The organism is Microbacterium sp. 4R-513 (assembly GCF_011046485.1).
In the GTDB taxonomy this organism is placed as follows: Bacteria; Actinomycetota; Actinomycetes; order Actinomycetales; family Microbacteriaceae; genus Microbacterium.
Map to the genome: position 1 here is coordinate 2,131,591 of NZ_CP049256.1, position 22,026 is coordinate 2,153,616.

The window sequence follows — 22,026 nt, forward strand, 5'->3', positions numbered from 1 at the left end:
CCGCGCTGCACGGCGCGGGCCCTTCGCCATGCGACCCCCGAGACGGGGCATCCGCTCCCGCCGCTAATCTGAACAACGCCCGAACCCCCGTCGATCAAGGAGCCCCCCATGGCCCGCACGCCTGTCTCCGGCATCCAGCACACCCTCCGCTCGGGAGCCTACGAAGCCGTCGTCGCGAGCGTCGGCGCGTCGCTGCGCTCCCTGCGCCACGAGGGGCGCGACCTCGTCGTCCCCTTCGACGCCGACGAGCTGCGACCCGGCTACCGCGGGACCACCCTCGCGCCGTGGCCGAACCGCGTGGTCGACGGTCGCTACTCCTTCGGCGGGACCGACCACCAGCTCCCGCTCACCGAGCCCGGTCGCGGTCATGCCCTTCACGGCCTCTCCCCGTGGCTCGACTTCCATGTCACCGACGCAGGCGCCGACCATGTCACGCTCTCGGCGACGATCGAGCCGCAGGCGGGCTATCCCTGGCGGGTCGAGGTGACGACGACCTACGCGCTGTCGGCCGACGGACTCACGCAGACGGTGAAGGCGCGCAACGACAGCGGCTCGGCGGCTCCGTGGGGGACCGGGCCGCACCCCTACCTCGTCGCCGGTTCGTCGCGACTCGACGAGTGGACCTTCGGGCTTCCGGCCGACGACGTGCTGCTCGTGACCGACAGCCGCCTCATCCCCACGGCCCTCACGCCGGTCGCCGAGGCCGACGCAGCGCGCTTCGACTACCGCACGCCGCGTCCCCTCGGCGGGGTCGAGATCGACCACGCGTACACCGGTCTCGCGCGGGACGACGAGGGGCTCGCGACGGTGACCCTCACGGATGCCTCGGGCACGGGTGTCGCGATGACGTGGGATGCCGCGTGCCCGTGGGTGCAGATCCACACGGCCGACCTTCCGGGCGGCGACATCACCCCCGGCCATCGCGCCGGCCTGGCGGTCGAGCCGATGACGTGCGCCCCCGACGCCTACAACGTCGATACCTACGACTACGACGCGGGCCTTGTCGTCCTCGAGCCCGGCGAGGAGTCGTCCGCCTCCTGGCGCATCTCGGCCCTCTGACCCCGCTCGCCATCCGCGGGACGGGGCGAGCAGCGGGTCAGTGGTGGTGCGGGTCCTCGATGACCCCGCCGTGCACGCTGTGGTCGGGGGCGAGCCGCCCCGCCTCGGTCGCTCCGAGCGCGGGCGTGACGATCGCGGCGACGAGCACCGCGCCTATGAAGATGCCGGCCAGGCCCGGCTTCGAGGCATCCGTCGCCCGGTCCTTCGCGCGCAGCGCGCGACCGCACCCGATCGCGACGGCGATGAGCAGAGCGGATGCCGCGGCCATCGCCACGACGCTCGTGCGGGCGGGGTCGATCGAGAGTGCGACGGCCCCCGAGACGAGGCCGGCCAGGACGCCGGCGACACCCGCCCGCGGCGCGATCACGCGTCCGCGGGCGAGTGCCCACGCCCCCCAGGCGAGGGCGAGAAGGCCGAGCGCGATGAGCGGGAGACCGGCTGGCTGTCCGCTCGATCCCGTCACCGCACCCGCGCCGAGTGCGAGCTGGACGAGCCCTGCCCCCCAGGCCGCGATCGCGGGCCACATCGCCACCGAGGCATCCCGCGTCCCCCGTCGGGAAGCCTGGGCCGGCGCTGCCTGCGTCGCAGTGTGCACGTCCGTCTCGTCTCGGCGGGTCAGGCCGTACGGCCCGACAGCTGGGGCTCGCGGTCAGCGGCGAGCCCGACACCCAGCAGCACGATGGCGCTCGCGAGGTGCAGGAAGTGGTCGAAGGTGTTGAGCGCGAGGATGTTCAGCGCCGTGCCCACAAGGAAGAAGCCGACGATGCCGAGCAGCAGGTAGACGGCGCCGATGGTGATGTTCGTCGTCTTGGCGGCCTTCACCGAGAGCAGGCCGGTCGCGAGCAGAGCCGCGCCGATGAGGAGGTGCGCGACGTTGTGCAGCGGGTTCACCTCGAAGATGCCGAGCAGCAGGCCGCCCTCGGTCGAGATGAAGCCCACGCCGCCGGTGACGGCGAAGCCGAGCAGCCCGACGAGCAGGTAGACGGCGCCGAAAATCGTGGCGACGATGCGGTTCGGTGACGAGCTCATGGGAGGACCTCCTGTTCGTGCGCGGCGCTGTTGACCGCGTCGGGAGTTCTTCGGAGCGCCATTGCGATCGGTTTGGGCATTCCGGCTGGGGAATCCGCACTCCGCGCGCAGCAGAGAGCCCCGGAGTGTTCTCCGAGGCTCTCTGCATTCGGACGCCGTGGCCGAGCGGCGCGCAAGGGCCGCGGCGTGCCTCGACGGTCGTCGCCGCGCTGGGCTGGCTGCTCCGCTGCGCCGGTCGACCGGGTCGTGCCCGCCTGAAGGCGGTATGAGGACGGTATCCGGCGATCCTCGGGCCGCCGAAGGGCTTGCCAACCGGCGTATGCGTTGCTACTTCATGTCAGACTCGTGCCGTGCGATTCGAGACGACGATGAGTCAGCTGGGCAACAACACGGGCATCGAGGTGCCGGCCGAGATCATCGAGGCCCTCGGCGGCGGCAAGCGCCCCGCGGTCAAGGTCTCGGTGAACGGGTTCGAGTATGAGAGCACCGTCGGGGTCATGGGGGGCCGATCGCTCATCCCGTTCAGCGCCGAAAGGCGTGCCGCGAGCGGCATCAAGGGCGGCGACCCGATCACGGTCGACGTCGAGCTCGACACAGCACCGCGCGGTGTCGACGTGCCCGACGATCTGGCCGCTGCGCTCGCGGCCGCGGGCGTCCGCGAGGCATTCGACGCCCTCGCGCCGAGCCACCGCAAGGCGCACGTCACGAGCGTCGAGTCGGCGAAGGCACCCGAGACCCGCACGCGGCGCATCGACGCGGTCGTCGCGAAGCTGGCGGGCTGACCGCCGTCAGCGCACGGGCGTCCTCGTGTCGATCGTGTCGCGCAGAGCCCGGCGCATGAAGCGCCAGTAGCCGTTCGGCGTGACGCGCGCGAGCACGTCGACGAGGCGGGCCTCCCGCCCGACCATCGTCCGCGCCCTGCGGGCGATCGTCGCATCGACGATCCTGCGGGCCGCGTCGGCGGGCTCGGTGTGGTACATCGCCGCGCCCGCCCGAGCGACCCGCTCCGCCACGGCCGGCTCGATGGCCGCCGCGAAGCGCCCGTGCAGGATGATGCCGGTCTTGACGCCCGCGGGGTAGATCGCGCCGACGCTCACGCTCGACGCCTCCAGCTCGTGGCGCAGCGCTTCGGTGAAGCCGCGGACGGCGTACTTGCTCATGGCATAGGGGATCCGCCCAGCAGGCGCCGCCAGGCCGTAGATCGACACGAGGTGCGTGATGTGGGCGGCGGGCGCGCGGCGCAGAGCGGGAAGGAGCGCCTTCGTGACGTTCACCGTGCCCCAGAGGTTGACCTCCATGAGCCAGCGCATCTCCTCCATCGTGAGCTGGTCGATGTCGCCGAGCATCGACGATCCGGCGCACGTGATGAGGGCCTGCACGTGAGGATGGGATGCCTCGATCCCGCCCGCGAGCGCGAACACCGCGTCGTCGTCGGTCAGGTCGACGACGTGGGTGGTGTGCCTCGTGCCGGTGAGCGACGAGGCCAGCTCCCTGAGCCCGTCGGCGTTGCGGTCGAGGAGCGCGAGGCGTGCCCCGCGGCGGTCGAGCTCCCGCGCCACCTCGGCGCCCATGCCGCTCGCCGCCCCCGTGATCACCGTCGTGCGCCCTCGCACGTCGAGCCGCTGCATCCTCGCCATCGTCGTCCTCCCTGCGTCCCTGCAGGACCGCAGAGACGATTCTCTCCGAATTCCCGGAGGCCTCGTCATCGGGGCGTCTTCGGTAGCCTCGAAGGGGAGGAGGTGGACGCATGGCCCGGACTGCGGAAGCCGTCGAGGAAGGCCTGTCGATCGCATCGGCCGCTGCCCGGCTGACCGTGCGCAACCACATCCTCGTCGACGCCATCGCGAACGGCGAGAACTACGACCCGGACCGGGTCGCCGCCTTCGCGCGCGAGACGCTCCTCGCGCTCGCGGACGAGCAGGCGGATGCCGCCGCCACCGTGCGCCGGCAGCGCAAGGCGGCCTGGGGCAAGTACAGCGACTCGCACGGCACGCACGACTATCGCGATCGCGACACCCGCAACCTCCGTCGCCGCGAGCGCCAGTACGTCGGCGTCTCGAAGGAGCTGCGACGGCGCGCGGACGACCCGGAGGCGGTGCGCGCGCTCGTCGAGGAGGCACGCGATGCCGCGTGGGGGGGATGTCGAGGCCAACCTGCAACGGCGCCTCCAGGTCGAGAGCATGCGGGCCGAGAACGACCCCGACTACGACACCATGCGCGACGCCCGCATGCAGGCGCTTCGGCTGGTCGACCTCCCGCGCCTGCGCGCGCACCGCCGCCGTCTCGGGCAGGCCGAGCGGGAGCTGGCAGAGGCCGACCTGGACCCAGCCTGACCGGTCCCCGAGTGGCGGGGTCGCCTCAGCGGCCGATCGTCCCTTCGTCGCGCAGCCTCTCCCACGCGGTCACGATGCGTGCCGGCCGCACCTCGACCCAGGCGCCGAGCTGATCCGCGTGGTGCGGCGACGCCGGATCGCCCGAAGCTCCGAACGGCACGTTCCACACGCTCCGCTCGCGGTCCGCGAGGTCCCACGCCCACCTGGCCACCGACCCGCGCCATGCTCGTGCGCTCAACCCGGGCGTCGACGCCGTGCACCGGACGGTGTCGCCGTCGCCGTCGAGCGCGACGGCGAATCCGGCCGCCGGGTCGTCCATCCCCGGCACCGCGCCCAGGACATGAGCAGCCATCAGCCGATGCCGTGCGCCCCAGGCGTCGGCCTGGGTCCCGGCCACGTCGCTCAGGGCGTCGCGGGCGAGGGACGCGGCATCCTGCGCCAGAGGCGGATGCGCGAGCAGGCGCAGCAGTCCGCGGGCGACGTGCGCCTCGAGTCCGAACCACGAGTCGTACACCGCGCCGAAAGCGTGCGGTTCGTGGAGCCGCGCGAGCGCGGGGTGCGACACGACCCTGCGCACGAGTGCGTCCCGCCATGCCGCGAACATGGCCGCGGGGACGGATGCCGCATCCATGCGTCCATCCCACTGTGCGAGTGCGCGCCGCACGTCCTCTTCCGGGCCCGCGAGCGGTCCGCTCGGCAGGTGCGCGAGGAGGGCCTCCGCCGATCCGAGCCGCGTGTCGCCCCAGATCGGCGGGAAGTCGTCGATGCTCCGCGGCCGAAGCTCGTCGAGCAGCACGCGGATGCGGTCCGCGCGGTATGGCGCGGCGTAACCCGACCCCAGGTCGACGTCGGGGCGGTCGGGGCGCTCGTTCGCGTCGACGGCGCAGTCCTCCACGTCGATCGCGCGCGGCAGCGGTGCAGCCGGCGCGACGTCGTCGAGGGGGGCGTCGAGCGCCAGGAGGCGCTGCGCGGCGGGGCGGGCGAAGGGCCGGCCGACCGTCGCGGAGCGGACGGCGCCGGTCGTGTCGGCGGCGAGCAGTCGGTTGACGGGGTCGACCCACCCGCCGAACGCCGTCACGACGTCGTCGGCGCTGCGGGCGTGAAGAAGGGGGAGGAGGGAGCTGAATCCGAGGTCGCCGTCGGCGCGCGCGGGAAGGCGGACCGACCAGCCCACGAGGTGACTGCCGTCTTCGCGCAGGTCCGTCACGACCGGCCCTCGAGCGGTCTCGATCGCCTCCACCTCGATGTCGTCGCCGCCGCGGACGCGGATGATCGAGCGCTCGACGCGCGCGGGCTGCCAGCCGCCGGGCCCGAGGGCCTCCCAGCCGTCGGGGGCGCGGCGGAGCGTCTCGCGGAGGACGTCGGCACCGTGCGCCATCGCATTCGTGATGCCCCACGCGACCGAGCCCGCGTGGCCGAAGTGCTGCACGCCGGGGACCCCCGGGAAGGTGAGGCCGACGACGTCGAACTCGTCGCACGCGAGCCGCACCTGCTGGTACACGCCGGGCAGCTCGAACATCCGGTGCGGGTCGCCGGCGAGCAGCGGCATCCCGGATCCCGTCCGTGAGCCGTGCAGCGCCCACGCGTTGCTGCCCGAGGTCGGCCCCGCCTCGCCCGCCTCGAAAAGCTCTGCCCAGTCCTCGCCGAGCGTTCGCACGACGTGCTCGCGCCACAGGATCGCGGGGTACGACGTGAAGAGCACGTGCGCGGCGTGCATGACGAGGAGCGGACCGTGATCGGGCCATTCGCCTCGGTCGCAACCGACTCCGAAGTGCGCATCGAGCGCGGCGAACTCGCTCGCCGTCGTCGCTGCGAGCCCGCGCCGCACCCCCTCGGCATACGCCCGCACGAACGCGGTCGTGCCGGCGTCGAGCCCGCCGAAGGCGCGCCGGGCGGTGTCGTCGAGCCGCGCGCGGCGCGCGAAGACGTCCCACGCGACCCCGGCTCGCCCGATGAGCTCCGCGAGCCGCCCCTCGGCCTTCAGCCGGCCCACCTCGATCTGCCAGGCGCGGTCCCGAGCCGTGACCTCGCCTTGCGCGTCGGCCAGGTCGAGCACGTGGTCCGCGCGCACATGCGGGATGCCGAGGTCGTCGCGGTAGAGGCGGGCGGTCACCTCACGAGTCTGGCCCACCAGCGCGGGCGCGGGCGACCGCGGGTGACGGATGCCTTGTCCCGACGGGATCCGCGCTCGATTTCGCGCCTCGGCCGACCATCGGGTAAGCTCGCCTAGTGCCTCCGCGCCGTCTCGTGCGGGGCACGTGCGCCCGTAGCTCAATGGATAGAGCATCTGACTACGGATCAGAAGGTTAGGGGTTCGAGTCCCTTCGGGCGCGCACTGTGTTGAGACAGTACTGACGAAGACCCGCGGATTTCCGCGGGTCTTCGTTGTTTCCGATAAGTCGGCCCTTGGATGAGCCTTCGGCTGAGGGTGGTTAGCGCGGATCCGACGCGCGAGCGTCGGCGAGTGGCTCCGCGGTCATGGTGCGACCTGGCGGCCGCTGCGACGCGATGACGAGGTCCAAGGTGCCGGCCCGGAGCGCGTCGAAGAGCGCGTCAGGCAATCCCGGTACGAGCTGGACGCGGACACCTTCTGCAACCGCGGGCGTCGGCGCTGCCCCGCGCGCACCCCGCATGAAGAGCTGCTCGCCGACGACCTGTTCGAGAGCCTTCAGCTGCGTGGATACGGCCGGCTGTGTGAGACCGAGGACGCGCGCTGCAGCGCTCAGCTCGGCTGAACCAGATCTGCCGGGGGTCGCTCTCAGGGCCCGGTCAGGACGGGGGAGGGCGGCCACCGAAGGCTCGGCTAGCATTCGGGGATGACGAACGCCGCTCCGATCGACGACGTCCCGATCGGCGGCGGTGGCATCCGGCTCGGGCAGTTCATGAAGTTCGCCGGACTCCTCGACTCGGGCGGCGACGTCAAAGAGGCGATCATCGACGGCTATGTGCTCGTGAACGGCGAGGTCGACCGCCGCCGCGGAAGACAGCTTCAGCTCGGCGACACGGTGACCTTCGACGGTCGGACGGTGCGCGTCTGCCCATAGAGGGCGGATGGCGGTGCCGTCTTCCGGAGGCGCATCGAACGATCTATCGTCGGGTCTGTGAAGCGAGTGTGGCCGTTCGCCGTCTCCGGCGTCATCCTGGTCGCCATCGGGCTCGTCTGGACGCTCCAGGGTCTCAACGTCCTCGGCGGCTCCGCGATGAGCGGCTCGACGCTGTGGGCGGTCATCGGCCCCATCGTGCTCGTCGTGGGGCTCGTGCTCATCGGGATCGCGATCGCGATCGCCGTGCGACGGCGTCGCGAGACCCGCGGCCGTCCCGGCGGGGCTCCGCCCACCCCCTGAGGCGCTAACCCGCCCCGAGCTCGGACGGATGGGTCAGGCGCCACCAATCGGTCGGCGGCGCGATCGTCCCCTCGATCACGATGGGAACCGTCGTGGAGTTCGGCCCGGCCGTCCACGTGATGCTGCCGATCTCTTCGTCCTGCGCGTAGCGCTTGGGCGTCACCGTCTGCACGTTCATCGTGATCGGTGTGTCGGACCACGTGAACACGGAGGCATCCTTCGCCAGCACCATGCGGGCGCTGCCGCCCCACGGGGTGGTGAATGTGCCGATCTGCTGGCCGCGCGTGGCGACGGTCACATCGTGGAAGCCGGCGCGGATGCTGTCGAGCAGGGCCACGACGTCGTGATCGACCGATTGCCGCGACGCGCCGCCCAGCACGACGCCGATGACACCGAGCGGCTGATCCGCGCCCACGTCGATCGTGGCGGAGTACAGCAGGGTGAACGCGCCCTCGCCCAGGTTGCCGGTCTTGAGCCCCGTGACGCCGCTGCTGCCGAGCAGGCTGTTGGTGTTGCCGAAGGCGCCGACGCCCTCGATGGCGAGAGAGCTGGTGGACGCGAGCTTCGCGATCACCGGATGGGATGCCGCGAGCCTGCCGAGCGCGATCAGATCCGTCGGCGTGCTCGTGTTCTCGGGGCTGATCCCCGTCGGCTCGACGATGGTCGTGCCGGTCAGGCCGTTGGCGGCGAGCCACGCGCGCGCGGCGCGCAGGAACGAGCTCTGCGACCCGTACGCCCAGGTCGACACGGCTTCGGCGTAGTTGCTCGCCGAGGGGATGATCATCATCGCGAGGGCGTCGCGCTGCGACATCCGGGTGCCCGTCGGCATCGCCGCGATCGTCGCGCCCATCAGGTAGTACTTGTCGTACAGATCGTTGGCGGCCTTGTCGAAGGTGATGATCGGGCCCGCGTCGTCGGCGGTCGCGAGCGGCTTGGCGTCGAGTACGACGAGGGCGGTGATCAGCTTCGTGATGCTCGCGATCGGCCGCGGCTCGTCCGATCCGCTCGTGGTCCAGATGCCGCTCGCCGTGGGGCCGAGGTAGACGTCGCCGCCCGAGACGCTGATCGCCGACGCGCCTTCGGCCGGCATCGCGAGTGCGTCCGGCGCCGTGAGGACAGGCGGCGGCTGTTGGACCGTCGCAACGGGCGGTGCGAGGGGCGCCGTGAGCGCCCATGCCGTGTAGCCGCTCGGGACGCCCACCAGGAGCAGGATCACGACGAGGGCGATGATGGACCGCCGGAGCCTGCGCCGCCGGCGGACCCGCGGATCGGTGTCGGTCGCGCGGCGCGCGAACTCCCGCTCGTCGCCGATCAGGTCGGCGAGAGTCGAGAACTCGTCGGGGGAGGGCTGGTCGGTCGTCACCAGGCCGCACCGCCGCGGCCCGATCCCGTCCCACGCTGCTTCCCGGGACCGCCCATCGCCCCAGACTCTCACGTCCCGGCGTGCCGCCGCGGGAGCGTCGGCCGACTGTGGATAACGGTGCCCGGAGCCCCGCAACGTCGCCGGCGCCGGCGGAGAGCACCGCCTCGGATAATGGGCAAGTGGAGCCCTGGGAGATGCGCGAGTGGTACGCCGACTACCTCGACGCCTGCAATCGCCACGATCTCGACGCCGTTCGCGGATTCGTCGACCCGTCGGTGCGCCGCGCCCACCTTCCCGGCGGGGCCGACGCGTGGGTCGCCGACCTGGACGACCTCTTCCGCGCCTTCCCCGACTGGCGCTGGCGGCGCATCCAGCTCGTCGTCGAGGAGGACCGCATCGCCGCGCACCTCCGCGCCGGCGGCACGCATGTCGGAGACTTCCGCGGAATCGCCCCCACCCGCCGTCATGTCAACGTCGCCGAGTTCGCGATGTACCGCGTGGCGAACGGCCGCATCGCGGAGTTCTCCGGCGGCGGCTACGAGTTCGAGCTGCTCGCGCAGCTCGGCGCCCCGCGCGTCTAGGTCACGAGTCGAACCCCATGCCGACGGCATCCATGGTCCGAAGGAAGAGACCGCGCCGGCCCTCCTGGTGGTCTGCGCGATCCATGGCCCGCTTCATCAGGGAGACGCCGATCGAGGCGGCTGGTTCCGGTGGGAACGGGATGGGCTTCTCGCGCACCATCTTCAGCTCGGTCCGCTCGGTCTTCTCGCCCGCGAGGAGATCGAGCATGACGTCGGAGGCGAAACGGGATGCCCCGACCCCGAGTCCCGTGAAGCCCGCGGCGTAGGCGACCCGCCCCTTGCGGGCGAGCCCGTAGAAGGCGCAGAAGCGCGAGCAGGTGTCGATGGCGCCCGCCCACCGATGAGTGAATCGCAAGTCCTCGAGCTGCGGGAACGTCGTGAAGAAGTGGCTCGCGAGGCGTTCGAACGTCTCGGGACGGTTCTCGTACCCGGCGCGGATGCGGCCCCCCGGATGGTAGACGGCATCGTAGCCGCCGAACAGGATCCGGCCGTCGGCGGTCTGCCGGTAGTAGTGGAACTGGTTGGCGAGGTCGGCGATGCCCTGGCGGCCCTCCCACCCGATCGCGCGACGCTGCTCCGCCGAGAGCGGCTCGGTCATCAGGACGTAGTCGTAGACCGGCACGGTGAGCAGGCGCGTGCGCTTGAGCAGCGAGGGGAAGACGTTGGTCGCGAGCGCGACCCGCTCGGCGCGGACGGATCCGGCGGGGGTGCGGACCACGACGGCCGAGCCGTCGTCGTCGATCCCCGTCACCCGGGAGCCCTCGAAGATCTCGACGCCCAGGTCCCCCGCAATGCGGGCGAGCTCTAGGGCGAGCTTGCCCGGGTGCACGAGGGCGGTGTCGTCGCGCTCCCAGGCGCCGGCGAGGTAGGTGGGCGAGTCGACGAGCGCGCGGGTGGCCGCGGCATCCAGATATCCCTCCTCCTCCGCGAGCCAATCGACCTCGTGCGGCTCCACCGCCACCGACAGGGTACCGGTGCGCTCGAACTCGGCGTCCATCCCGTAGCGCTCGACGGTCTGGCCGATCTCGTCGAGGTTCCGGCGGCCGAGCCGCTCGAGCGTCTCGAGCTCATCGGGCCAGCGCCGCCGCCCGTTCTCCTCGCCGTGGGTGATGCTCGCCTCGCAGAAGCCTCCGTTGCGGCCCGAGGCGGCCCACCCGACGCGGCCCGCGTCGAGGACGACGACCCGCCGCCCCGGGTCGCGCTCCTTCGCGCGGAGCGCGGTCCACAGGCCCGTGTATCCGGCTCCGACGACGACGAGGTCGGCTGTGCGGGAGTCCGAGAGGGACGGATGCCTCGGCCGCTCGACATCGTCGAGCCAGAACACCCCCTGCCGCGTCGAGGCGAGGGAGTGCCGCACGACGCTCGCCCGCGGCGGGCGGCGTTCGAAGACCGTCTGCATGACAGCGATCCTCTCGTGCGGACGACAGGAGCAGAAGTCCGCGGTCGGCCGGCGGAGGGTTCGCAACCGGAACGGGGCATCCGTTGCGAGCCGGATATCACGCATGCGACCCGGGATTCTGTGCCGCTTCTGAGGATCGACCGCGACAATGGACGCATGACCAGGTCGACGGCGGGTCAGCGGGGGCTCTGCCCCGCCGCGTGCCGGCGGGTCGCCCGAGCGGGTGAGCGATGACGGCCGTCGCCGAGCCGGTCCTGCGCTCTCCGCTCTCGTCGCGCCGGCCCGTCGCCGCCCACCGGGCACTGCTCTGGACGTCGGTCGTCATGGGCGTGTTCGCCGCCGTCGTCAGTGCGACGGGCTCGTGGATCCCCTCGCTGTGGGGGGATGAAGCCGCGAGCGTGCTCTCGGCGATGCGTCCACCCGAGTCGCTCGTCGCGATGCTCGGGCACGTGGACGCCGTCCACGGCGCCTACTACTTCGGACTGCAGCTGTGGGTCGATCTCTTCGGAGCCGAGCCGTTCGCCGTGCGTCTGCCGTCGGCGATCGCGGTCGGGGTGGCCGGGGGCGCGGTCACCTGGATCTGCGGCCGCTTCGGCTCCCTGCGCTTCGCCATCGTGGCGGGGCTTCTCGCCGCCATCCTCCCGCGTCTGACGTATGCCGGAGAGGAGGCCCGGGCATACGCCTTCGACGCGGCGCTCGCGACCCTCCTGTGCGTCGTGGTCGTCGAGATCATGAGAAGGGATGCCCCGTCCCGCCGGTGGTGGGTCGCCTACGCCGCCGTGCTGGCCGTCGGCATCTACACGTTCCTCTACCTGGCGCTGATGGTCGTCGTCGTCGGTGTCGCACTCGCGCTGGACCCCAGGAGCCGCTCGCAGCTGCGGCGGTGGGCGGTCGCCTCGGGTGCCGCCGTCCTGGCGGCATCGCCGGTCATCGTCCTCGCCTTCCTTCAGCGCAAGCAGATCGCCTTCCTCGAGCACCGCGACCGCGTCACCTTCTCAGCGGTGCTCGTGAAGATGTGGTTCGGTGCGCTTCCCTTCGCGGTGCTCGCCTGGGCGCTCATCCTCCTGGCGATCGTGGGCCTCGTCATCCACAGCCGGCGCGGGCGAGGGATCGGCGGGAGCCTTGAGATCCTCGCGCTCCTGTGGCTCGTGCTGCCCATGGGCATCCTCATCGCGGCGAACCCCATCACGGCGATCTACACGCCGCGCTACGGCACCTTCTCCGCGCCCGCCGCCGCGATCCTCATGGCCTGCGGCGTCCGCCAGCTCGCGCGCCAACGCTGGGCCGCGGCGCTTGCGGTGGCCGCGGCGGTCCTCATCGCGGCGCCCATCTGGGTTGGTCAGCGCGAGCCGTGGGCGAAGAACAAGTCGGACTGGAACGACATCGCGGCTACGGTCGCGACCCACGCACGGCCCGGTGACGCGATCGTCTTCGACGATTCGGTGCGCCCGTCCCGGCGCCCCCGGCTGGCCTTGGACACGAACCCCGACGAGTTCCAGGCGGTGACCGATGCGACCCTCAAGACGTCGTACGCCGACAGCTCGTCATGGCACTCGTCGGACTACTCCGTCGCCGAAGCGGCTGCGATGGGCCGGTTCGTCGACGTCAAGCGTGTATGGGTCGTCGAGTATATGACGAAAGGCGAGGCCAACACCTACGGCATCGCGGACCTCGAGGCCCTGGGATTCCAGCAGGTCGACGAGGTGCGGCTGCACAGCACGATGGTCCTGCTCTTCACACGGCCCTAGCGGGGCCGGGTGGCGCTATCTGCGGTGCTCGTTCGCACCCGCGGCGATCGGGACCCCGATCGCGCCCACGACCATGAGCAGGCCGATGACGAACACCAGCGCCTGGAAGGCCGGCAGCGAGAACGAGATGCCGAGGACGAACATGCCGCCCACGAGCAGGATCCCGTAGATGATGAACAGCATCCGTCACACCTCCGTCAGCCCGCGGGTGCCGGCGCCTGATGCGCCGCCGCGGATGCTTCTCATCGTACGCAAAGGGCGAGGGAGTCCGATGCGGACTCCCTCGCCACTTCGGATCGGTCAGGCCCCTCGTCTGATGTAGCGCATGAGGCCGATGATGATCGCCACCACGAGGATGATGATCCCGATCCACAGCAGGAACTGGGCGGCCTGAACGAAGATGCCGAAGAGGAGCAGTACGACTCCGATGATGAGCAGAATCACAGCCAGTGCGGTCATGCAACGACTTTCCCATCCCCGACCGTCCACGGGTAGCCCTTGAAGCGGTCGGCGAGTTGTGCAAGGCGTCGGTACCGACGTCGGCGAGCGCTGCTAGCGTGATCGCCGCCGGACCTTCAGCGGGTCCGGCCAGCAATCCCGGGGAGGCACCATGCAACTCGTGCAGATCGCTCAGCACGCCGATGACCTCGAACGCGCCGCGGCGTTCTACGGAGGGCTGCTCGACGCCGAGCCGACGGGCTATTTCGATCCGCCCGGACTGCTCTTCTTCGACCTCGACGGCGTGCGGCTCCTCCTCGACCAGAAAGCGCCGTCGTCGCTGCTGTACCTGCGCGTCGACAACGTGCATGAGGCCATTGAGCGGCTCGGCGCCGACGTCGAGGTCGTGTCGCACCCCCACGTCATCTTCACCCACGAGGACGACACCCTCGGGCCCGCGAACCACGAGGAGTGGCAGGCGTTCATCCGCGACTCCGAGGGCAACACGATCGGGCTGATCGCCTTCCAGCGCCGGCGCTGAGCGCCGGGGGCGGGCGGACTGAACGATCGGTCAGTAAACTGATCGGGTGAGCGCTTACGTCTCGGCGTTCGAGCTGTTCTCCATCGGTGTAGGACCCTCGAGCTCCCACACGGTCGGCCCCATGCGCGCCGCCCGCGACTTCGCCGCGCGTCTTCTCGACGCCGGTCTGCTGGATCGTGTCGCCCGCGTGACGTGCACCTTGTACGGCTCGCTCGGTGCGACCGGCATCGGGCACGGGACACCGGACGCCGTGGTGGCCGGGCTCCGCGGCGAGGATCCGGCGACGGTGGATCCGGATGCGGTCCGCCGAGCGTGGAGCGACTGGCCGGGCGGGTCGCTGCTGCTCGCCGGCGTGCACGATGTGGACTTCGCGAAGGACGACATCGTCTTCGCGCCCCGGACTCGGCTGCCGGGGCATCCGAATGCCATGACGCTCTCGGCGCTCGACGCGGCCGGCGCGGCGCTCGCCGAAGAGACGTACTACTCGGTCGGCGGCGGCTTCATCCGTCGCGACGGAGAGCCGGCGCGGGTCGCGTCGCACCCGTTCCCGCTGGCCTTCGACAACGCCGAGGAGCTGCTCGCGATCTGCGACGAGCACGGCCTCACCATCGCCGAGGCCGCGCGAATCAACGAAGAGGCGCTGCGGAGCGAGGCCGAGGTCGCGGCAGGCCTGGATGCGATCTGGGACGCGATGTCGGCCTGCATCGAGGCGGGCCTGGCCGCCGACGGGGAGCTTCCGGGCATGCTGCGCGTCGAAGCGCCGCGCGGCGGCGATCCGGGCCCAGCTCGAGGATGCCGAGGCCAGCGGGCACCGTGAGCTTCCGGGGGAGTGGCTCGGGGCCTTCGCCCTGGCCGTCAATGAGGAGAACGCGTCGGGCGGGCGCGTCGTGACGGCACCGACAAACGGCGCGGCGGGGATCCTGCCCGCCGTCGCGATGTATTGGTGGCGCTTCCTCGCCGACTCCGGGCTCGGCGTCGGCAATGCCGTGACGCCCCACGGCGAGCTCGTCGGCAGCGCCCTCCTCGGGTTCGCGGCGCGGCAGCAGCTCGGGCCGATCGTCCCCGACGCCGTGGACGACGAGCTCATCGCCGAGGCGAACCGCCGCCGGGGCATCCGCCGCTTCCTCCTCACCGCCACCGCACTGGGCTCGCTGTTCAAGGCGAACGCCTCGATCTCGGGTGCCGAGGGCGGCTGCCAGGCCGAAGTCGGGTCGGCGTGCGCGATGGCGGCGGGCGGTCTCACCGCGGTGATGGGTGGCACGAACCGCCAGATCGAGAACGCCGCCGAGATCGCGATGGAGCACCACCTCGGCCTCACGTGCGACCCGGTCGGCGGGCTCGTGCAGATCCCGTGCATCGAGCGGAACGCCATCGCGGCGTCGACGGCGGTCACCGCCGCGCGCCTCGCGCTCCGCGGCGACGGGCAGCACTACGTCTCGCTCGACGCCGTGGTCGAGACGATGCGTCAGACCGGCATCGACATGTCGCACAAGTACAAGGAGACGAGCGAGGGCGGTCTCGCGGTCAACGTCATCGAGTGCTGACACCCCTCCGCGAGCGCCCCGCCGCGCCCGCGAGCCCTCACTTCGCCGCGCGAACCCCCATATCGAGGCTGACCGGGTGTGCGGGGTGGAGCGCGGATGTGTGGGGTGACGACCGCGCGTCGGGGAGGCGTTCGCCGTGGGCGAAGCGTTGGCACTCGCACACGCCGAGTGCTAATCTGAACGTAGTTGAGCCACCACGGCTCAACTTCCACCGACCACAACCCGAACAACACACAAGAAGGAGAGAACAATGGCCCAGTACGACCCGTTCCGCGACCTCGACCGCCTCGCTTCCGGCCTTCTCGACGCACGCCGCGGCCCCCGCCGCATGCCGATGGACCTGTACCGTGACGGCGACCACTACGTGCTGACCGCCGACATGCCCGGCATCGACCCGGGCTCGGTCGACATCGACGTCGACGGCCAGCTGCTGACGATCCGCGCCGAGCGCACGCTCACGACGGGCGAGGGCGTCAAGTGGATCACCCGCGAGCGCGAGGCCGTCAGCTTCCTCCGGCAGCTCAACCTCGGCCAGGGCATCGACACCGACCGCATCACCGCCAACTACAACAACGGCGTGCTGAGCGTCACGATCCCCGTCAGCGAGAAGGCGAAGCCGCGCAAGATCGAGGTGACCTCCGAGGCGGAGCAGCCGACGATCATGGCGCACGAGAGCGAGCCCCAGCCGGTCGAGCAGTGATCTGATCCGCGAGTCGCGGGAGCCCACGCCGGCGCTCCCGCGCGCCCGCACCGCCGACAGCCCCGAGCCCACCCAGGCTCGGGGCTGTCGTCGTGTCCGGGCTCGACTCGGCACCGAGATCGCAGCAGTGACCGGTGCGCTTCCGCCGGCCCGCCGTTCCTGTGATCTCGGCCGGTCTGCCGACCGGCCGCCGCGCCGGCCGGGATCTATGCTGACGCCATGGCCCAGTGCGCCGCGCCGATCCTCGGTCACGTCAGCGACGAAGCACGCTTCCGCGGGGACGGCCGTGGCTGAGGCATCCGTCAACGCCGTCGAGGTGCGCGGCCTGCGCGTGCGCCGCGGCACGACCGACGTGTTCCGGGGGCTCGACCTCGACATCCCGCGCGGACAGATCACCGGCCTGATGGGTCCGTCGGGCTGCGGCAAGACGACGCTCATGCGGTCCATCGTGGGTGTGCAGAAGATCGCGGGTGGGACCGTCGCTGTTCTCGGCGACCCCGCCGGCACGCACGTGCAGCGTCGGCGGGTGGCCTACGACACCCAGGCCGCGTCAGTGTACGGCGACCTGACGATCCAGCAGAACCTCCGTTACTTCGCACGCATCATCGGCGCGCCCTCGAGCGACGTGGACCGCGTCATCGCCCAGGTGGGGCTCGCCGACCAGGCGAAGCAGACCGTCGATTCGCTCAGCGGCGGACAGGAGAAGCGCGTCTCGCTCGCCGTGGCGATGCTCGGCGATCCCGACCTCGTCGTCCTCGACGAGCCGACCGTGGGACTCGACCCCCTGCTGCGATCGGAGCTGTGGGAGATCTTCCGCACCGTCGCGGAGACGGGCACGACCATCATCGTCTCGAGCCACGTGATGGACGAGGCCCTCCGCTGCGACCGCATCGTGCTGCTGCGCTCGGGCCGCATCATCGCCGACACGACCCCCTCGAGGCTGCTCTCCGATACGGGGGCCCCCGATCCGGATTCCGCGTTCCTCGCGCTCATCGAACGGGATGCCGCGGCTCGCGCCCACGGTGACGGCCACCACCCGCGCACCCGCCGAGAGGCGCGCGAGGAGGCGGCCGAGTGAACGGCGTCCGCACCTTCGCCACCGCCGGACGGGTCCTCCGTCAGCTGAGCCACGACCCGCGGTCGATCGCCCTCATGCTGATCGCCCCGAGTCTGCTCGTCGGTCTCTTCGCCTGGCTCTTCAGTGAGCAGGACGGCGTCTTCGACATCTACGGGCCGCCGATCCTGGCGCTCTTCCCGTTCATCATCATGTTCCTCATCACGTCGATCACGACGTTGCGCGAGCGCCGGTCCGGCACGCTCGAGCGTCTGATGACGACGCCCCTCGGCAAAGCCGACTTCATCGTCGGCTACGCCCTCGCGTTCGGGCTCATGGCCGTTCTCCAGGCCGTCGTGACGGTGTCGTTCGCGGTCTGGGTGTGCGGTCTCGAGACGGACGGACCGGTGTGGCAGCTCGGGCTCGTCGCCGTGACCGATGCGGTGCTCGGCATGGCGCTAGGCCTCCTCGCGAGCGCCTTTGCGCGCACGGAGTTCCAGGCGGTGCAGTTCATGCCGCTGATCGTCTTCCCGCAGATCCTCCTGGGCGGCCTCTTCATGCCCCGGGACCAGATGCCCGACGCCCTCTACACGATCAGCAAGTTCCTGCCGCTGAGCTATGCCATCGACGCGATCAATGCCGTCACCGCGGGGGATGAGGGGTGGGACGTCTATGGACCGCTGCTGGTCGTGCTCGCCTTCCTCGTCGGCGCGCTGATCCTGGCGTCGCTGACGCTCCGGCGGAGGACGCCGTAACCGGGAGGGGACGGATCAGCAGTCGTCTGCGGGCTTCGGCTTGCGCAGCTTCGCGGTGAGCTCACGCAACTGAGCCAGCTCGGCGTCGTCGAGCACCGACATCCGCTCGGCGATCGCCCGCCCGTGGAGTGACGCGATCCGCCGGAAGGCCGCGGCGCCGTCCTCCGTCGCGCGGACGAGAGCCCCGCGTCCGTCGTCGGGGTCGGGGCATTTCGAGATGAGCCCCCGCGCGACCATGCGGTCGACGAGGCGCGACACGCTCGGCTGGCTGATGAGCATGTTCGCCGTGACGTCGCGCAGGCGGGCCGTCATGCCGTCTCCGCGCGTGACGGTGAGCAGCACGTCGTACTCCGCCTGCGAGAGGGTTCCCGCATCGAAGTCGTCGTTGATGTCGCCGAAGATCTCGTGCTGGGCACGGAACAGGCTCTCCCACGCGTCGATCGCGAGTCGCCGGTCGCTCATGTGGAACAGACTACGGCGAACGAGCCGCGTCGGGCACGAGCCGTAGGCTGTGCGCATGGGGAGCCTCCTTCGGCGCGCCGCGGCGGCGGCGCTCGCGGCATCCGTCCTCGCGCTGGCCGCGTGCAGCGGCGTGTCGGTGACCGTCGGCGACGACACCTCCGGCGCGCCCGTCTCGACCAACGTCGACGACTTCACCTTCACGAGCCTCGACGTCGACTACACCCTCACGCGGGCCGACGACGGCACCAGCCGGCTCGAGGTCGTGGAGCGGTTCGTCGCCCAGTTCCCGGAGTACGACCAGAACCACGGGATGCGGCGGATCATCCCCGATTCGTACAACGGCGTGCCGCTGCATCCCGAGCTCGTCTCGATCACCGACGGCGACGGAGCGGCGCGGGCGCAGGAGGTTGAGCACGACGACGGCGCCTATTCGATGACCTCTCGCGCCGATGGGTTCGTCCACGGCGCCCAGACGTACGTCTTCACGTACAACCTCGAGAACGTCATCGGAGCGTTCGCGGACACGAACGCCGACGAGTTCTACTGGGACGTCAACGGCGTCGACTGGGCGCAGCCCTTCGGGCGCATCACGGCGACCCTGCACCTCGACTCCGATCTCGCGGACGCGATGACGGGCGGCCTCGCCTGCTACCACGGCTCGCAGGGCGCGACCGACACCTGCCCCATCACCACGGAGGCGGGGACGGATGCCTCGACCCGCGTCATCGCCGAGACGGGCGACGTCCTGCCGTACGAGACGATGACGATCGCCGTCGGCTTCGAGCCCGGCACCTTCACGCCGTTCGACTCGTCGTACCTCGCGTCGCCGTGGAGCTGGCTGCAGCTGCTCGCGGCGCTCGGGGTCGTCGCCGGGGTCGTGTGGGCGGCCGTGACCCGTGCGCGCCGGCTGCGCGACGACCCGGGCCGGCCGACGATCATCGCCGAGTACACGCCTCCGGCGCGCATCGACGCGCTCGAGAGCGCCGTGCTGCTCGGCCGGACCAGCAAGGCGATCCCCGCAGAGGTGCTGGAGCAGGCGGTGGTCGGCAGCATCCGCATCGTGGAGGGCGAGAAGCGCTGGTTCGGGGCGACGCGGCTGAAGGCGCAGCTCGTCGATCCGACCCGGGCCGACGGCGACGGCCTCATGCTCCTCGACGGGCTCTTCCCCGGGTTCGTGCCCGGCGACGAGTACGAGTTCGGGCGCACCGACAAGAGCTTCTCGACGGCCGCGCAGAAGATCCTCAAGGCCGCCAACAGCGAGCTCGAGCGCCGCGGCCTGCGGCGCAAGGTCTCGGCCTGGGTCCGCGCGTGGCCGATCATCCTCACGACGCTGGCCGGCGGCCTCGTGTTCGTCTTCGGGATGGCGGCGCTGGATGCCTCGGTCGACGCGTGGATTCCGCTCGTGCTCATCGTGGCGGCGTTCGGCGGGGAGTTCCTCGCGATCGCGCTTCTGTCGCACAAGCCGCTCACGGCGCTGGGCGCCGAGGTGCGGGACCACCTCGCAGGGCTGAAGGTCTTCATCGAATGGGCCGAGGCCGACCGCATCCGCATGCTGCAGTCGCCGCAGGGGGCGGAGCGGGTGCGGATCGACACGACGAGCAGGGGCGAGATGCTCAAGCTCTACGAGGCGCTGCTGCCCTACGCCGTGGTCTTCGGCCAGGAGAAGCAGTGGGCGAAGGAGCTCGCCATCCTCTACGGCGAGGGCGCCTCGCCGGGCTGGTACTCCGGATCCAGCGGCAGCTTCAACGCCGCCGCCTTCTCGGCGGGCATCGCGACGCTGTCGACGAGCGCATCGTCGTCGTCCTCGTCGGGCGGGTCGGGGGTGGCGGGTCCGCCGGCGGCGGTGGCGGGGGCGGCGGAGGCGGCGGGGTCTGACGCCGCCTACGCCGTGCGGTGCTCGCGGTAGTACTCGAGGAGCGCTTTGGTCGAGGCATCCTGAGCCTGCAGGGCCTCGGCGTCGCCCTCGAGGGCCGGCGCGATCTGCAGGGCCAGCTGCTTGCCCAGCTCGACGCCCCACTGGTCGAAGGAGTTGATGCCCCAGATCACACCCTGCGTGAACGTGATGTGCTCGTAGAGCGCGATGAGCTCGCCGAGGACGCGCGGGGTGAGCGCCGGCGCGAAGATCGACGTCGTGGGCCGGTTGCCCGGGAAGGTGCGCGCAGCGACGAGGGCGCCGGTCGTGCCTTCGGCCTCGACCTCCTCGGCCGTCTTGCCGAACGCGAGGGCCTTGGTCTGGGCGAGGAAGTTCGCGAGGAACAGCCCGTGCACATCGCGACCGTCGGACTCGAGGGGGTAGGCGGGGTTCACGAAGGCGATGAAGTCCGCCGGGATGAGCCGTGTCCCCTGATGGATGAGCTGATAGAACGCATGCTGGCCGTTCGTGCCGGGCTCGCCCCAGAACACCTCGCCCGTCGTGGTGGTGACCGGGGAGCCGTCCCAGCGCACCGACTTGCCGTTCGACTCCATCGTCAGCTGCTGCAGGTACGCGGCGAACCGGTGCAGCTGCTGCGCGTAGGGGAGCACGGCGTGCGTCTGGGCGCCCAGGAAGTTCGAGTACCAGACGTTGAGGAGTCCCATGACGATCGGCCCGTTCTGGGCAAGAGGTGTGGAGGCGACGTGCTCGTCGACGGCGTGGAAGCCGGCGAGGAGCTCGCGGAAGACGTCGGGACCGAGCGAGATGACGAGCGAGAGGCCGATCGCGGAGTCGACGGAGTAGCGCCCGCCCACCCAGTCCCAGAACCCGAACGCGTTGGCCGGGTCGATCCCGAACGCCTCGACCTTGTCGAGAGCGGTCGACACGGCGACGAAGTGGTGGGCGACGGCGTCGGTGCGGTCGGACTCGTCGGACGTGATGGCTCCGGATGCCTCGAGCCCCGCCCACAGCCAGTCGCGAGCGAGCTTCGCGTTGGTCAGCGTCTCGAGCGTCGTGAAGGTCTTCGACGCGACGATGAAGAGCGTCGTCTCGGGGTCGAGGCCGGCGGTCTTCATCGAGATGTCGGCCGGGTCGATGTTGGAGACGAAGCGGGCGGTGATCCCGGCGTCGGCGTAGGGCTTCAGCGCCTCGAAGATCATGTACGGCCCGAGGTCCGAGCCGCCGATGCCGATGTTGACGACGGTCTCGACCTTCTTGCCGGTCACGCCGCGCCACTCACCCGAGCGCACCTTGTCGGCGAAGGCGTCCATGGCATCGAGCACCGCCTGGACGTCGTGGTCGACATCCTGCCCGTCGACGCTCAGGTCGGGAGACGCGCCGGGCGGCCGGCGGAGAGCCGTGTGGAGGACCGCACGGTCCTCGGTCGTGTTGATGTGGTCGCCGCGCAGCATCTGCTGGAAGCGCTCGGCGACGCCGGTCTGCTCGGCGAGACGGACGAGGCTCGCGAGCACCTCGTCGGTGACGAGGTTCTTCGACAGGTCGACGTGCAAGTCCGCGAGCGGGAGGCTCAGCTTCCGCACGCGCTCGGAGTCGCTCGCGAACCAGCCTCTGAGGTCGGGCTCGAAACCCGAACGGAGGGCGTCGAGCTCGGCCCAGGCGGACGTGGAGGTGGCATCGATGGGAGCACTCACGCGTCCACGCTAGCGCGCGGTGGGCCGGGGGGACCCGCCTGTTTCCGCCGATGGCGCACACGGCGCCGTGGGGGATGGATGCCTCGGCCCGATGTCTCCGCCGGGCCGAGGC

General features: G+C 71.1%; 24 protein-coding genes and 1 tRNA gene. 15 read left to right on the plus strand and 10 right to left on the minus strand.

All coding sequences use genetic code 11. The annotated features are described in order from the left end of the window. Positions 1 to 108 precede the first annotated feature (108 nt). Positions 109 to 1,059, plus strand: a complete 951-nt coding sequence (locus tag G5T42_RS09215) for an aldose 1-epimerase family protein (protein WP_165127908.1) — start codon at positions 109 to 111, stop codon at positions 1,057 to 1,059. A 37-nt stretch (positions 1,060 to 1,096) separates the two neighbouring features. Here G5T42_RS09215 and G5T42_RS09220 read toward each other — a convergent pair whose 3' ends face one another. Both G5T42_RS09220 and G5T42_RS09225 read right to left on the minus strand, forming a co-directional pair. After that, entirely contained in the window at positions 1,097 to 1,654 is a 558-nt protein-coding gene (locus G5T42_RS09220) for a hypothetical protein (protein WP_165127910.1), read from the minus strand. Between the two features lie 20 nt (positions 1,655 to 1,674). After that, positions 1,675 to 2,088: a DUF4383 domain-containing protein gene (locus G5T42_RS09225; RefSeq protein WP_165127912.1), complete on the minus strand. Its 414-nt coding sequence runs from the start codon at positions 2,086 to 2,088 to the stop codon at positions 1,675 to 1,677. Between the two features lie 350 nt (positions 2,089 to 2,438). On the opposite strand from G5T42_RS09225, the gene G5T42_RS09230 reads away from it, so the two are divergent. Then, a complete protein-coding gene (locus G5T42_RS09230; RefSeq protein ID WP_241245759.1) occupies positions 2,439 to 2,870 on the plus strand; it encodes a YdeI/OmpD-associated family protein in 432 nt (143 codons plus the stop codon). A 6-nt stretch (positions 2,871 to 2,876) separates the two neighbouring features. Here the strand turns inward: G5T42_RS09230 and G5T42_RS09235 are convergent, their stop codons facing one another. Then, positions 2,877 to 3,725 (minus strand): SDR family oxidoreductase, encoded by an 849-nt coding sequence (locus G5T42_RS09235; RefSeq protein ID WP_241245760.1) that lies wholly within the window; start codon positions 3,723 to 3,725, stop codon positions 2,877 to 2,879. 486 nt (positions 3,726 to 4,211) lie between these two features. Here G5T42_RS09235 and G5T42_RS18000 point away from each other — a divergent pair, with 486 nt between their 5' ends. Beyond that, the gene (locus G5T42_RS18000) at positions 4,212 to 4,421 is read left to right on the plus strand and encodes a hypothetical protein (protein WP_347103718.1); all 210 of its coding nucleotides are present in this window, start codon (positions 4,212 to 4,214) and stop codon (positions 4,419 to 4,421) included. Positions 4,422 to 4,446: 25 nt separating this feature from the next. Here the strand turns inward: G5T42_RS18000 and G5T42_RS09245 are convergent, their stop codons facing one another. Then, positions 4,447 to 6,534, minus strand: coding sequence for a penicillin acylase family protein (locus G5T42_RS09245; protein ID WP_165127914.1), 2,088 nt, complete (start codon positions 6,532 to 6,534; stop codon positions 4,447 to 4,449). Between the two features lie 147 nt (positions 6,535 to 6,681). Here G5T42_RS09245 and G5T42_RS09250 point away from each other — a divergent pair. The 3 genes from G5T42_RS09250 (at position 6,682) to G5T42_RS09265 (ending at position 7,765) form a co-directional block, all read left to right on the plus strand. Then, positions 6,682 to 6,754, plus strand: a tRNA-Arg gene (locus tag G5T42_RS09250). A gap of 483 nt (positions 6,755 to 7,237) precedes the next feature. Continuing rightward, on the plus strand, positions 7,238 to 7,465 hold the full coding sequence (locus G5T42_RS09260) for an RNA-binding S4 domain-containing protein (protein WP_165127918.1): 228 nt from the start codon (positions 7,238 to 7,240) through the stop codon (positions 7,463 to 7,465). 57 nt (positions 7,466 to 7,522) lie between these two features. Beyond that, the gene (locus G5T42_RS09265) at positions 7,523 to 7,765 is read left to right on the plus strand and encodes a hypothetical protein (RefSeq protein WP_165127920.1); all 243 of its coding nucleotides are present in this window, start codon (positions 7,523 to 7,525) and stop codon (positions 7,763 to 7,765) included. 4 nt (positions 7,766 to 7,769) lie between these two features. Here G5T42_RS09265 and G5T42_RS09270 read toward each other — a convergent pair whose 3' ends face one another. Further along, entirely contained in the window at positions 7,770 to 9,128 is a 1,359-nt protein-coding gene (locus G5T42_RS09270; protein ID WP_165127922.1) for a D-alanyl-D-alanine carboxypeptidase, read from the minus strand. Positions 9,129 to 9,307: 179 nt separating this feature from the next. Between G5T42_RS09270 and G5T42_RS09275 the strand changes: the two genes are divergently transcribed. Next, positions 9,308 to 9,709, plus strand: coding sequence for an ester cyclase (locus G5T42_RS09275; RefSeq protein ID WP_165127924.1), 402 nt, complete (start codon positions 9,308 to 9,310; stop codon positions 9,707 to 9,709). A gap of 1 nt (position 9,710) precedes the next feature. Here the strand turns inward: G5T42_RS09275 and G5T42_RS09280 are convergent, their stop codons facing one another. Then, positions 9,711 to 11,108 carry an FAD-dependent oxidoreductase gene (locus tag G5T42_RS09280; RefSeq protein ID WP_165127926.1) on the minus strand — a complete coding sequence of 466 codons (1,398 nt, stop codon included), beginning with the start codon at positions 11,106 to 11,108 and terminating at the stop codon, positions 9,711 to 9,713. Positions 11,109 to 11,338: 230 nt separating this feature from the next. On the opposite strand from G5T42_RS09280, the gene G5T42_RS09285 reads away from it, so the two are divergent. After that, the gene (locus G5T42_RS09285) at positions 11,339 to 12,856 is read left to right on the plus strand and encodes a glycosyltransferase family 39 protein (RefSeq protein WP_165127928.1); all 1,518 of its coding nucleotides are present in this window, start codon (positions 11,339 to 11,341) and stop codon (positions 12,854 to 12,856) included. Positions 12,857 to 12,871: 15 nt separating this feature from the next. On the opposite strand, the gene G5T42_RS09290 is transcribed toward G5T42_RS09285, so the two are convergent. Both G5T42_RS09290 and G5T42_RS09295 read right to left on the minus strand, forming a co-directional pair. Next, a complete protein-coding gene (locus tag G5T42_RS09290) occupies positions 12,872 to 13,039 on the minus strand; it encodes a hypothetical protein (RefSeq protein ID WP_165127930.1) in 168 nt (55 codons plus the stop codon). 117 nt (positions 13,040 to 13,156) lie between these two features. Further along, on the minus strand, positions 13,157 to 13,315 hold the full coding sequence (locus tag G5T42_RS09295; RefSeq protein ID WP_165127932.1) for a hypothetical protein: 159 nt from the start codon (positions 13,313 to 13,315) through the stop codon (positions 13,157 to 13,159). A gap of 151 nt (positions 13,316 to 13,466) precedes the next feature. Between G5T42_RS09295 and G5T42_RS09300 the strand changes: the two genes are divergently transcribed. From G5T42_RS09300 to G5T42_RS09320, 6 genes are all read left to right on the plus strand, one after another. Then, a complete protein-coding gene (locus G5T42_RS09300; protein ID WP_165127934.1) occupies positions 13,467 to 13,835 on the plus strand; it encodes a methylmalonyl-CoA epimerase in 369 nt (122 codons plus the stop codon). Between the two features lie 46 nt (positions 13,836 to 13,881). Then, on the plus strand, positions 13,882 to 14,652 hold the full coding sequence (locus G5T42_RS17690) for a serine dehydratase beta chain (protein ID WP_241245761.1): 771 nt from the start codon (positions 13,882 to 13,884) through the stop codon (positions 14,650 to 14,652). Then, entirely contained in the window at positions 14,609 to 15,379 is a 771-nt protein-coding gene (locus G5T42_RS17695; RefSeq protein ID WP_241246061.1) for an L-serine ammonia-lyase, iron-sulfur-dependent, subunit alpha, read from the plus strand. Before G5T42_RS17690 ends, G5T42_RS17695 begins: the two co-directional genes overlap by 44 nt. 250 nt (positions 15,380 to 15,629) lie before the next feature. Further along, positions 15,630 to 16,079: an Hsp20/alpha crystallin family protein gene (locus G5T42_RS09310; RefSeq protein WP_165127936.1), complete on the plus strand. Its 450-nt coding sequence runs from the start codon at positions 15,630 to 15,632 to the stop codon at positions 16,077 to 16,079. 286 nt (positions 16,080 to 16,365) lie between these two features. Next, positions 16,366 to 17,157 carry an ABC transporter ATP-binding protein gene (locus tag G5T42_RS09315; protein ID WP_241245762.1) on the plus strand — a complete coding sequence of 264 codons (792 nt, stop codon included), beginning with the start codon at positions 16,366 to 16,368 and terminating at the stop codon, positions 17,155 to 17,157. Beyond that, entirely contained in the window at positions 17,154 to 17,888 is a 735-nt protein-coding gene (locus tag G5T42_RS09320) for an ABC transporter permease (protein ID WP_165127940.1), read from the plus strand. The genes G5T42_RS09315 and G5T42_RS09320 overlap by 4 nt, the downstream gene beginning before the upstream one ends. Before the next feature lie 15 nt (positions 17,889 to 17,903). Here G5T42_RS09320 and G5T42_RS09325 read toward each other — a convergent pair whose 3' ends face one another. Then, entirely contained in the window at positions 17,904 to 18,350 is a 447-nt protein-coding gene (locus G5T42_RS09325; protein ID WP_165127942.1) for a MarR family winged helix-turn-helix transcriptional regulator, read from the minus strand. 55 nt (positions 18,351 to 18,405) lie between these two features. On the opposite strand from G5T42_RS09325, the gene G5T42_RS09330 reads away from it, so the two are divergent. Next, complete coding sequence (locus tag G5T42_RS09330; RefSeq protein ID WP_241245763.1) at positions 18,406 to 20,256, plus strand: DUF2207 domain-containing protein; 1,851 nt, start codon at positions 18,406 to 18,408, stop codon at positions 20,254 to 20,256. Here G5T42_RS09330 and pgi read toward each other — a convergent pair. Beyond that, positions 20,232 to 21,914 (minus strand): glucose-6-phosphate isomerase, encoded by a 1,683-nt coding sequence (gene pgi / locus G5T42_RS09335; RefSeq protein WP_165127944.1) that lies wholly within the window; start codon positions 21,912 to 21,914, stop codon positions 20,232 to 20,234. The two genes, G5T42_RS09330 and pgi, sit on opposite strands and share 25 nt — an antisense overlap. Positions 21,915 to 22,026 lie beyond the last annotated feature (112 nt).

Excerpts from the sequence above, each read along its gene's own strand:
- G5T42_RS09260 (WP_165127918.1), top strand. The coding sequence starts at position 7,238 with ATGACGAACGCCGCTCCGATCGACGACGTCCCGATCGGCGGCGGTGGC.
- G5T42_RS09330 (WP_241245763.1), top strand. The coding sequence starts at position 18,406 with ATGGGGAGCCTCCTTCGGCGCGCCGCGGCGGCGGCGCTCGCGGCATCC.
- G5T42_RS09300 (WP_165127934.1), top strand. The coding sequence starts at position 13,467 with ATGCAACTCGTGCAGATCGCTCAGCACGCCGATGACCTCGAACGCGCC.
- G5T42_RS09280 (WP_165127926.1), bottom strand. The coding sequence starts at position 11,108 with ATGCAGACGGTCTTCGAACGCCGCCCGCCGCGGGCGAGCGTCGTGCGG.
- G5T42_RS09225 (WP_165127912.1), bottom strand. The coding sequence starts at position 2,088 with ATGAGCTCGTCACCGAACCGCATCGTCGCCACGATTTTCGGCGCCGTC.
- G5T42_RS09310 (WP_165127936.1), top strand. The coding sequence starts at position 15,630 with ATGGCCCAGTACGACCCGTTCCGCGACCTCGACCGCCTCGCTTCCGGC.
- G5T42_RS09235 (WP_241245760.1), bottom strand. The coding sequence starts at position 3,725 with ATGGCGAGGATGCAGCGGCTCGACGTGCGAGGGCGCACGACGGTGATC.
- G5T42_RS09325 (WP_165127942.1), bottom strand. The coding sequence starts at position 18,350 with ATGAGCGACCGGCGACTCGCGATCGACGCGTGGGAGAGCCTGTTCCGT.
- G5T42_RS09295 (WP_165127932.1), bottom strand. The coding sequence starts at position 13,315 with ATGACCGCACTGGCTGTGATTCTGCTCATCATCGGAGTCGTACTGCTC.
- G5T42_RS09285 (WP_165127928.1), top strand. The coding sequence starts at position 11,339 with ATGACGGCCGTCGCCGAGCCGGTCCTGCGCTCTCCGCTCTCGTCGCGC.
- G5T42_RS09215 (WP_165127908.1), top strand. The coding sequence starts at position 109 with ATGGCCCGCACGCCTGTCTCCGGCATCCAGCACACCCTCCGCTCGGGA.
- G5T42_RS18000 (WP_347103718.1), top strand. The coding sequence starts at position 4,212 with ATGCCGCGTGGGGGGGATGTCGAGGCCAACCTGCAACGGCGCCTCCAG.
- G5T42_RS09290 (WP_165127930.1), bottom strand. The coding sequence starts at position 13,039 with ATGCTGTTCATCATCTACGGGATCCTGCTCGTGGGCGGCATGTTCGTC.